This window comes from Candidatus Marinimicrobia bacterium CG08_land_8_20_14_0_20_45_22 (genome assembly GCA_002774355.1).
GTDB lineage: Bacteria > Fidelibacterota > UBA2242 > UBA2242 > UBA2242 > 0-14-0-20-45-22.
The window spans coordinates 1-10,566 of sequence record PEYN01000026.1 but is presented as its reverse complement, the minus strand read 5'-3'; the positions used below and the strand labels follow the sequence as shown (position 1 = coordinate 10,566).

At 40.1% G+C, this 10,566-nt stretch carries 9 protein-coding genes and 1 pseudogene; 9 read left to right on the top strand and 1 reads right to left on the bottom strand.

What is annotated here, in order from left to right; all coding sequences use genetic code 11:
• Positions 1–704 precede the first annotated feature (704 nt).
• From COT43_02035 to COT43_01995, 9 genes and pseudogenes are all read left to right on the top strand, one after another.
• Positions 705–1,289 (top strand): hypothetical protein, encoded by a 585-nt coding sequence (locus tag COT43_02035; protein PIS30352.1) that lies wholly within the window; start codon positions 705–707, stop codon positions 1,287–1,289.
• A gap of 2 nt (positions 1,290–1,291) precedes the next feature.
• On the top strand, positions 1,292–1,771 hold the full coding sequence (locus tag COT43_02030) for a hypothetical protein (protein ID PIS30351.1): 480 nt from the start codon (positions 1,292–1,294) through the stop codon (positions 1,769–1,771).
• Between the two features lie 269 nt (positions 1,772–2,040).
• Positions 2,041–3,687, top strand: a complete 1,647-nt coding sequence (locus COT43_02025) for a transcriptional regulator (protein PIS30350.1) — start codon at positions 2,041–2,043, stop codon at positions 3,685–3,687.
• A gap of 476 nt (positions 3,688–4,163) precedes the next feature.
• A complete protein-coding gene (locus COT43_02020) occupies positions 4,164–4,664 on the top strand; it encodes a hypothetical protein (protein ID PIS30349.1) in 501 nt (166 codons plus the stop codon).
• 17 nt (positions 4,665–4,681) lie between these two features.
• Positions 4,682–4,915, top strand: a pseudogene (locus COT43_02015) (hypothetical protein).
• 73 nt (positions 4,916–4,988) lie between these two features.
• On the top strand, positions 4,989–5,693 hold the full coding sequence (locus COT43_02010; protein PIS30348.1) for a DUF3800 domain-containing protein: 705 nt from the start codon (positions 4,989–4,991) through the stop codon (positions 5,691–5,693).
• Positions 5,690–6,181 (top strand): hypothetical protein, encoded by a 492-nt coding sequence (locus tag COT43_02005; GenBank protein ID PIS30347.1) that lies wholly within the window; start codon positions 5,690–5,692, stop codon positions 6,179–6,181. The genes COT43_02010 and COT43_02005 overlap by 4 nt, the downstream gene beginning before the upstream one ends.
• Positions 6,182–6,537: 356 nt before the next feature.
• Positions 6,538–6,804, top strand: a complete 267-nt coding sequence (locus COT43_02000; GenBank protein ID PIS30346.1) for a hypothetical protein — start codon at positions 6,538–6,540, stop codon at positions 6,802–6,804.
• Complete coding sequence (locus COT43_01995; GenBank protein PIS30345.1) at positions 6,788–7,678, top strand: hypothetical protein; 891 nt, start codon at positions 6,788–6,790, stop codon at positions 7,676–7,678. The genes COT43_02000 and COT43_01995 overlap by 17 nt, the downstream gene beginning before the upstream one ends.
• Positions 7,679–7,821: 143 nt before the next feature.
• On the opposite strand, the gene COT43_01990 is transcribed toward COT43_01995, so the two are convergent.
• On the bottom strand, positions 7,822–10,407 hold the full coding sequence (locus COT43_01990; protein ID PIS30344.1) for a hypothetical protein: 2,586 nt from the start codon (positions 10,405–10,407) through the stop codon (positions 7,822–7,824).
• Positions 10,408–10,566 lie beyond the last annotated feature (159 nt).

Here is a 10,566-nt window from a genome sequence, read left to right as displayed (position 1 = left end):
TATGGATTGACGGAGGAGGAAAATGTCTGAATCGCTGATTAAGCAGATTACGCTGATTTCGCTGATTATGGAAAACAAAGCCGGGAAAGGGAATCTGTGGAATCCATTAATCAGTGTAATCTGTGATTCTGACAATGTATGGATTAACGGAGGAGGAAATCGCGGTGGTGGAGGGTGTCTGAATCGCTGATTAAGCAGAAAAAGTCTGAATCGCTGATTAAGCAGATTACACAGATTTCGCTGATTACAGAGGATAATACAGGGAAAAGAAATCTGTGGAATCCATTAATCAGTGTAATCTGTGATTCTGACAATGTACGGATTGACGGAGGAGGAGATTAAGGTGGTGGAGGGGAAAAGAGATGAGAAATGATTCAGATTTCAATCGACATTTGGTTAAAGCATGAGTAAAAGAATAAATATTTGTTGCAGGTTGTTAATGTATAGATTAACATATGGGTGTTAATTGAGTTCAGTTAAGAATAGGATGAGATTTGAGGAAGTACTCGATTTTTTAGAGTCCGGTGATGTACCGCTATTTCGGGTATTTTTTATTTATGAAGGTAAGCGATGCAGGATTGCGGATATTTTAGAGAATTTACCCGCTGAAAAACGGAAACAGATTAGACGTTTAATCCGATATATGATGATTGTAGAAAATTTTAAAAGTCCTCATTTAACGTGGCGAATCAAGGCTTATCCGTATGGAGAGGTTAAGCCGCCTCCGCATCGTTTTTTCTTTTTCATCAGGTGTGGGAAAAACATCGTGTTTTTTGATTACCGTGAAAAGAAAACGGATTCATTGTCAGATAATGTTTACAAGAGTATTGATAGAAAAAGGGAGATATATGTCCGAGAGTTCGAAAGATTCTGTGCAGAGACTTCATGAGTTTTTCGCTACAAAACCAGATGCGGAAGAAAAAGCCTGGGGACTGATTTATGAATTCTATCATCATGTCCTAACTTATATGGAAGAGAAGAACATTACGAGGGCGGATTTGGCGAAAAAGTTAGGAAAGTCGCGTGCGGCGATTACCCAGATGTTCAATAAGAATCCGAATATCTCGGTTTTGAAAATGGTCGAGATTGCGGATGCCATTGGAATGGACATTGTGATCACTTCCCGCGATCAACTCCAAGATATGAAGAGTAGACCGAAAGTGGTTTATGTAAATCCTCCCATGAATGTTTATTCGGGCCAATATTTTCACCCGGAAATTACCCCAAATTCAGGATTCACAACAGTCAGAAAACTTAAATCTAAATATTCCATTATAGGTGAGACCTAATCATGAGCAAGGAAAGCAAAATCAATCAATCCGTTGAGCCGATACAATTCAAATTAGTCGAGATACGGAAAAACAACTTTGTTCAAAACGATTATCGTGAGTTTGGATTTAGTGAAAATGATATTCTGCTGGGGCAGGGCAGATTAAATGTCAAATTTGAATTAGTGCCGAATGAGGAGATTTTTTCAATTATCCTGAATATGGATTACATAAAAGACGATCATGTATTATTTGGGATCGAAACACTTCATAAGTACGGGATTAAGGACTTTCGAACTGTACTGAATTTTAAAGAAAGCGGACAGTTTACCGTTATCGATGATGTAATGAAATTATGGCTTCAAATTGCCATCAACGATACGAGAGGAATGCTGGTTATATTAAATTCCGATCATGAGTACTCTAAAATCATCATGCCTTTGATTGATTTGAATTCGTTTATCAAGTCCCTAAAAGGAAACGTAGCAGACAAGCCTGAATAAAAAAGAATAAGCCTCAGTTATTCGGTATGACAGAGGATAAGATAGCGGTGGTGGAGGGGAAAAATGTCTGAACCGGGATTTGTGGGATTATGGGATGGACAGGATTTTAGGTGATTACGTGATGGATAAGGTTTCCTTAACTCGTGGTAATCCGGGAATCCGATGAATCATGGTTCAGACAAAGGATGGGGAAAGTCTTGAACTATGATTAAAATGATTAAATGAAGACTATGATTGGTGACTAATAACTCAAAATAGGGTCAAACGATATGAATGAAAATCAATATATTGAAAAAAAATCGCTGTGCTTATTTACCAATAACAATCCTGATTGGAAATCACTGGCGAGAGGCTGTGTTAGTTTCGCGAATGCGCGCGGTGGATTGATCGCTATCGGAATAGAAAACCATGAGGAATATCCGCCTGCAAAACAACAAATTCCAGAACAATTAGCCGAAACCATTCGCAGACGGATTAGTGAACTCACAATTAATGTCGGAGTTGATATATCCGTAAAAATCGCACCCAACGATTCTGAATTTATCGAAATAAAAATACTGCCAAATTTAAGTTCGATTGCCTCAACAACCGACGGACAATATTACATACGCATCGCAGATCATTGTAAACCGGTTTTACCCGATGAATTACAGCGATTATTCAATGATAAGCCTGCGTATAATTGGGAAACGAGAGTAGTTCAAAAGGTGACCATTGAGGAATGCAGTCAAATTAAACTACAACAATTTATCGATGGAATTAAAAATTCCGGAAGAGTATCGGATTTTATAAAAGTTAAAAGCAAAGAAGAAATTCTATTCTATTATCTAATGTACGATGGGACGTACCTCACGAATTTAGGGATACTCTGGATTGGGAAACGTGAGCAGAGGGCCAGACTTATGTATGCACCTGCTGTTCAATTCATTAAATACGATGAAAATGGAAATAAAGTCAAAAAAGAACTGTGGGACGATTTTTCTCAAAATCCCATAGAATTGATTCAGAGTGTCTGGGAAAAAATACCTGAATGGAAAGAAGGTGTTGAAATCTCAGAAGGAATATTTGGAAGGAAGATGATTTTCCATTACAATGAAAATGTAATAAGAGAGTTACTTGCAAATGCTCTAGTACATAGACCTTATACGACCCGTGGAGATATTTTCATAAATTTATTTTATGATCGAGTGGAGTTTCATAATCCCGGCTTATTACCTATGGGTGTAACTCCAAGTAATATTTTACATCAATCGGTAAAACGCAATGAGCACCTGTCAAAAATTTTTTATGATTTGAATTTAATGGAGAGAGAGGGTAGTGGTTACGACAAAATGTATGAAATCCAATTAAGTGAATCTAAAAATCCACCGGTTGTAGAAGAAGGAGATGATAGAGTTCAGGTTACGATTTATAAACAAATTAAAAACCCAGAAGTAATTTCTCTTGTTGAAAAACTAAAAAGTCAGTATTACCTCAGCCAGAAAGAAATAATCTGTTTAGGAATAATTGCTCAACACAGAAGCATAATCGCAACTGAATTTTCAAAGCAAATTCAGAGTAGTAATGATAAACAGATAAAAAATTGGTTAGGAAAGTTGTTAGGTTCTAAAATTATTTTAACCAAAGGTAAAACAAAAGGTACTCAGTACTACATCAATCCGTCTATCTTGCGAGGTACAGCTTTAGAAAAAACCAATCTTCGGCAAATTGAGGGACATAGACTAAAACAACTTATTATCGAAGGCATAAATAAATATCCGTGCGGACTCATTGAGGAAATACATAATCGCATTGGAGAAGAAATTCCCATAAGAAAATTAAGAATAACTCTATATAGTCTCGTTAAAACAGGAGAATTACAAACGACTGGAGGGAAAAAATATCGCAAATATTTTATTGACAAAAATCAGGGGTAAAAAAGTTGGTTTTTTTTTAACAGAACAATTAACCCGGATGTAAGGCATTAATTATCAATATGTGTTATTGACCAAAATTAGAGGTAATAAAATCAATAAAAGAAATAAGAACGGACAGTATTCTTTGTATCAATGGAGGTTGTGATTACTCCTAAAATCTACAATAACAGACAAAAGTCAAGATGTTAGAATTGATTTACCAGTGAGTGTATCAGTTATGCGGATTGACTGAGGAAGAGATTGCGGTGGTGGAGGGAGAAAAGTCTTGAACTATGATTAAAATGATTAAATGAAGACTATGATTAAGATGGATGGAATCATAGTGAATCAGAAAATCAGATGAATCAAAGTGCGGACAATGTACTGGTTGACGGAAGAGGAGGTAAAGGTGGTGGAAGGAAAAAATCTGATGACCCAGTTTGAGAGCAGGTACCGGATCGAATTTGCGTATGAAGTGATACGGATGATTAACGGGAATGAAATTGGTTATTGATAATCAGGAGGAAACGAAAATGAAAAACCTGTTGGGATTTTATAGGAAATCTATCGCGGTTTGTTTTGGAATTACTATCACAGTCGGTGCGGTTGTTTGGTATTCCTGTTTATCTGACAGCCATGCCGATCTTGTTTTTTATGAAAAGAAGACGATACCGGACACGACGATCTCCGTTGGTGAATCGTTAAACCTTGATTTGACGGAGTATTATGAACTGAGGTGGGAGCAGACATCTATCCTGGGTTCAACGGACGATGGATTGGTCGAGTATCCGAAATGTGAGCCGAGCATCGAAGACACTTCAATTGCCGGACTGAATTACAATTACCAAACCGACATTATCGGGAGAAATTTTTCGATAATTGGAAAAAAGGAAGGGACAACGACCGTTCACCTCCATCTGACATGGATGGCATGCGAAGGAACCGTTGAAGCGAAAAAGGACAGGGATTTCAAACTCACTGTTGTGAAGAGATCATAAGATTGCAGAACTGTAGAATTCCCATTAGCACCTTCGACTTCAGCAATCCGGCCGACAAAGCCCGGCACGACCGCATGGTAGCGTTGGTCGAGACGATGTTGGTGTTACATAAGCACCTGCCGGAGGTCAACACGCCGCAGGAGAAAGACGTCATCCAGTGTCAGATTACCGCCACCGATGCGCAGATCGACAAATTAGTGTATCAATTGTATGGGCTGACGGAGGAGGAGATTGCGATTGTGGAGTCTTGAACTATGATTAAAATGATTAAATGAAGACTATGATTGAACAGGAATAAATTCGTAAATATTATGGATAGTAGTTATGCAAAGATTTAGTATTTATTGTGACGAGAGTTGCCATTTGGAAAATGATCACATCAATGTGATGGTACTCGGAGCGGTCTGGTGTCCGGCTGCCCGGAAGGATGAGATTTTCAAAGAAATAAGGGCTATAAAAGAAAAGCATGGATTATCAAAGCGATTCGAAATTAAATGGACAAAGATTTCAGATTCAAAGGTTGACTTTTACGTTGAATTGATAGATTATTTCTTCTTGAAAAATGAACTACATTTCAGAGGTCTGGTGATTTTGAATAAATCTCAACTGAATCATGAGAAATTCGATCAGGACCATGACAAATGGTACTATAAAATGTATTTCGAACTTCTTAAGGGAATCATTAACCAGCGAAATAAATACCGGATTTACCTTGATTATAAAGATACCCGGGGAGGTCAGAGAATCGAAAAATTGCATGAGGTGCTATGTAATGATCAATATGACTTCTCAAGAGATATAATAACCCGAATACAGCCGGTCCGTTCTCATGAAGTCGAAGTATTGCAATTGACCGATCTGCTGATTGGGGCCTTGTCATATTATCATCGTGGACTCAGTACCAATCAGGGCAAGATAAAAGTAATTCAAAGGATCATAGAACAGTCGGGATTCGCTCTTAGTAAAAGTACTTTACCATCCGAGGGAAAATTTAATCTATTTATCTGGAGACCCAGGCCGTGTGTGTGATCATAGAAAAACCGACGTGGTTGCCGGAAATGATCGATTGCAACGGTGATATTAATGAAATATTTTCCCATTTATATGAAATATTTTGTAGAGATTTTAAACAAGGTCCGATAAGACTTAACAACCTACTGGTATGGTACAATCGAAAAATCGGAGAAAAAGGATTCGAAGAGGGATTCTGGCATCTTATTGAACGTGAAGAGAAGTCTCAGTATGAGAGGTATTTTGATCCAAGAAGAGCAGAAAGACTGCCTTGGTTGAGGTCCTCAATTGACCATTATTTAGAAACTGAAGTGCGCTTCTTTGAATACCATGAATTCAATGAAGTCTTTGCTTATATTTGGCTTTATAATTTTGATTATGTGGCAGTGTTTATTAAAAGAAGACAAAATTTTGGTGATGTTTATTTTCTTACTTCCGCGCATTATATTGATGGTAATAGAAAAAGAAGACAGTTAGAGAAAAAATTTCATGAGGCAGTTCATTGAAAATGCAATCGCCGCCTTGCGGCGGCGAAGTTCTCTTTTTACACATGGCAAATGAGACTGAACAATGATATGGAATAAATTTGATTAATGCAATAGAAATATTTACGACATTTTCCACTATGAAAATGATGACACTAATCAAAGTACAAAGGTTATATGGGTTGACGAAGGATGAGATCGCGGTAGTGGAGGGGAAAAATGTCTGAATCGCTGATTACGCAGATTGCGCTGATGACGCTGATTGTGAAAAACGAGATTGGGAAAAGAAATCTGTGAAATCCTTAAATCAGTGTAATCTGGGATGCTGACAATGGACGGGTTGACGGAGCAGTAGATTGCGGTGGTGGAGGGAGAAAATGATTGCTTTTAGTTTTGTTTTCAAATATCTTTGGGTAGAAATGGAGATTGTCATGAATAGCGTAAATGAAGTCAAAGACACAAAAAATGTCGCTGAAATTATAGCGATCAAAGAATTTATTGAAAAAAAATCGAAAGAAAATTTCAACAGTTTTTACACCGATATAAAAATCCAAAAAGTAAAGGATACTCTTCGTAAATGTAGTGAAACCACTCCAGACCAATTTACCTTTACTGTTGGAGATATTAATGCCTACCTGGGATAAAGTTCTTGAAGAAGTTGATAAACTGAATCCATTGACCTATTTAAAGGGTTGTATGGATCAGATATTTAAGAGCACGGGAAGAACTACAATTAGTTATATGTCTGCTTTTTCTGTTATAAAACCGCCCGTTCCTTCTCCATTTCATTCTATTATAGATCAGGATATTCAAGGATTCATGACCTGTGTACAAGGTACCGATAAGTCTGCTTTAGATTTGATTATCCATACACCTGGTGGTGATTACGAAGCAACAAAAAGAATTATTAGTTATTTGCATCAAACGTTCCCCAATATCCGTGTAATTATCCCACATCTTGCAATGAGCGGTGGAACCTTAATTGCATGCGCGAGTGATGAAATATTAATGGGACCTTATTCTAGTATGGGTCCGACGGATCCACAATTCTTTTTAAAAGAAGGATATATTCCAGTTCAAGCAGTTATAGATGAGTTTAATCTCGCATTTAGTGAGGTATCAAAAGATCCGACGAAAGCGCTTTTATGGAATGAACGTTTGAAACAAATACCATTTGGAAGACTCAAGGCCGCAATCGTAATGCAAGATAACTCTACAAAATATCTTATTGATTTATTAGGAAAGCGAAATTGTAAAGGTAAGCCACAAAACGAAATCGAGAAAATCGCTGCCTATTTGAACCGGCATGATCAGCATTCATCGCATGGACAAGGAATATTTTTAAATGATTTAAAGGGAAAATTAAATATATCGGATTTGCATCAAGATAAAGAATTGGAGGACAAAGTCCTTTCGATTTACCACACAGCGACAATCTTATTTCAAAAGACGACGGCGCAGAAAATAATTATAAATCATCTTGGTAGAGCTCATATTAATAATTACACACCGAGCTAAATCGTTACACGTGGAATGACACGGTAAGTTTGACTGCAACCTTTCCGCCGAAGGAAGTAACCCGGAACCTCACTTCGCTATATCAAATTATCACTTCGGACATTCATATTTGAATACGGAAGTAAGAAAGAGCATCATACCGGTCAATCACCTATCAGTAAAATATCTCCCGAATAAGGCGATAAAATCAACGAAACCTTGTGATCTTTGATGGTCAACGAACGGTTGTTGATTGCCGATTTCAGTCCGTTTGCATCGATCCATTTCGGAAGTTGCAGATCGATCATCTGCGGCATTCCGTTTTTATTCAGAGCGATGATGAAGCGTTCTTTCGCGTCGCCACGGCTATAAACCAGAACATCTTTTTCCGAAAAGAGCGGGAGGTAATCGCCGCGCCGCAGAGCCGGATGGGAATTACGGATTTTGATCAGTTTGGAAACTGCCTTTAACTGTTGTTTTTCGAAGCGGGATAACTGATCGCCGAATCGCATCATGCGGCGGTTATCCGGATCGTTGGCGCCGGTCATGCCAAACTCGTCGCCGTATAAAATGACCGGAATTCCCGGAACGGTGAGCAAATAGGTCATCAGCATTTGCTCTTTGAAAAATGCCGCGGCGTGATCGACGACGATGGGCGGTTCCTGCCACGCGCGTTCGGTTCCGTTATCGGACATTGTCAAATCCTCATCGAGAAATGCCATAATGCGCACCTGATCGAGATTGTCAACAATATTGCCTTGTACATGATTATATCCGAACACATCAAAAACCTTCTGAATGCTGGATGTCAGATCGCGGAAATCGCCATTCGGATCGGTGATGATGCGTCTCAGCGTGAAGTATTGTTCGAAATTGAATTGCGCATCGAGCATTCCGTTATTGACGTAAGATTTGATCAAACCGAGTCCGCCGTAAGTCTCACCGATTTGGTAAACGGGCGCCTCTTTTCCGGGATTGATCCGGTCTTTGATTTTATGAGTCAAACGTTTCCAGAAAACTTCCGAAACGTGTTTGGTCGCGTCGTGCCGGAAACCGTCGATCTGCGCGGTTTTGAGCCACCAAACGGCATTGTCCGTCATAGCAGAAACGGCAGAAGGCGAACCGGCGTAATCGATTGTGGGAATGTACGTATCGAACCATGTCGTCAGCCGGTATTCGTCCCAGCGCCGAAGATTCTTCGAACCGTCCGGAAGGTAAAGCGGACTAAACCAGTCGCGGTGTTCCGTCCACCACGGATGTTCGATGTGAATGTGGTTGGAGACGAAATCGAGAAGCACTTTGATGTGATGTTTGTGCGCGGCATTGACGAGGTTTTGAAATTGCTGGATGGTTCCGAAACGCGGTTCGGTTTCATTCGGACTGATCGGCCAGTAACCGTGATAACCGGAGAAATATCGGCGCGGTTCCGGCCATTCCTGATAGGCGAGATTTGTTGTCTTATTCACAGGCGAAATCCAGATCGTGTTGATACCGAGACTGTCAAAATATCCCGCTTCGATTTTTTGGATGATTCCGGAGAAATCGCCGCCCTGGAAATTGGCGCGCGGGTCGAGGAGCGGATGTTTTACCGGATGATTGTTCGAAGTGTCGCCATCGACAAAGCGGTCGATCATCAGCGAATAGATCGTTGCGTCCTGCCAGATAAATGCGTCGGAATCCGAGAGAGGTTTGCCGTTTTTCAGCCAGACGGTAATGATGTTTCCCGGCTGATTGTGATAACTGGCGACGACGCGCAGAGTGACGATTTTGTTGGTTTTTTTAATCGGCGCGATGTCAATATTAACAACACCGTTTTGCCAAATTGGTACTGACTCGTAAAGCGAGTTGTCTTGCAAGACGACAATTTTCACGCTGTCGCTTGGAATCGGAGATTGAAGCGCGAACGTTAGTTTCGTCGAATCGGTTTGCGGGAGAAAATACAGATTTGGGACATTTTGTTTGTCCGGCGAAGCGACACGGAGAAGCGAATTGAAAGCGCCGAAACCGTTATCTGTTTTCTCCGGATTCATTGGATCGCGGATTTCCTTTTTATCGACGACAAACTGGTATTCGTAAACGCCATCTTCAAGGAATACTTCGCGTGTAAAAAATCCGTCACCGTCCGCGTCTGACATTTCCGTTTGCGTTCGGCTCCAGTTGTTAAAATTTCCCATGACAAATACTTTGGCGTTTCGATTTTCGGGATGATAACGAAAAGTCACGCCTGTTTTTCTGTTGACGATCACTGGAATTGTCATCGCCTGTCCACGCTGGGTGAATTTCACAAGCGAAAATCCCGAAAATGAACTGTCGGGAATTAGAATAAGCCGGTTGGGGCTTGATTCGTATCGGATGTCGATATTCGGATTGGCTTCGAATCTCAGCCTGTACTTTTTGGCGTAGAAGAGTTCATCGACTAAGATCGTATCGGAAATTCCCGGCTCGATGCGCAGAAAATCGATGAGTTCGGTCGGTTTGGTCGTTTGTGCGGATTTCCCGCAGGTCGAAAAAAAGCAGACTAAAAGGACGGACAGAATCGGAAGGATTGTTTTCAGTGTCCGGCGGACAGTTGGATTATCGAAGTGAAACAACATGATAAATTTCTCCTGAAACATTACGAAATAGTTGATTTTAAAAATTACAATCGGTACATCACCATTGCCGAGATTGGTTTGACGAGAACTGTGACACCGGAAATCGGTGCGATGATCTCGGTTCCTGCATTGGAATGATCGACGACAAGAATCCATTTTCCTTTCGGAATCTGGAAGGTTTCGGCTTTAGGATTGGGATTCACGAGGACGAGAGCCTCTTTCCATGCATCGCCGGAGATGCCTCGCGAAAGTCTGTAACCGATGCAGTTCTGTGGGACCTTCAACCCGAGCGCCTCGAAGAAAACGAGGTTTTTC

Bases quoted from the DNA above. Each gene is read 5' to 3' on its own strand.
- COT43_02020 (PIS30349.1), top strand. From the start codon at position 4,164: ATGAAATTGGTTATTGATAATCAGGAGGAAACGAAAATGAAAAACCTG.
- COT43_01995 (PIS30345.1), top strand. From the start codon at position 6,788: ATGCCTACCTGGGATAAAGTTCTTGAAGAAGTTGATAAACTGAATCCA.
- COT43_01990 (PIS30344.1), bottom strand. From the start codon at position 10,407: ATGGATTCTTGTCGTCGATCATTCCAATGCAGGAACCGAGATCATCGC.
- COT43_02030 (PIS30351.1), top strand. From the start codon at position 1,292: ATGAGCAAGGAAAGCAAAATCAATCAATCCGTTGAGCCGATACAATTC.
- COT43_02035 (PIS30352.1), top strand. From the start codon at position 705: ATGGAGAGGTTAAGCCGCCTCCGCATCGTTTTTTCTTTTTCATCAGGT.
- COT43_02025 (PIS30350.1), top strand. From the start codon at position 2,041: ATGAATGAAAATCAATATATTGAAAAAAAATCGCTGTGCTTATTTACC.
- COT43_02000 (PIS30346.1), top strand. From the start codon at position 6,538: ATGATTGCTTTTAGTTTTGTTTTCAAATATCTTTGGGTAGAAATGGAG.
- COT43_02010 (PIS30348.1), top strand. From the start codon at position 4,989: ATGCAAAGATTTAGTATTTATTGTGACGAGAGTTGCCATTTGGAAAAT.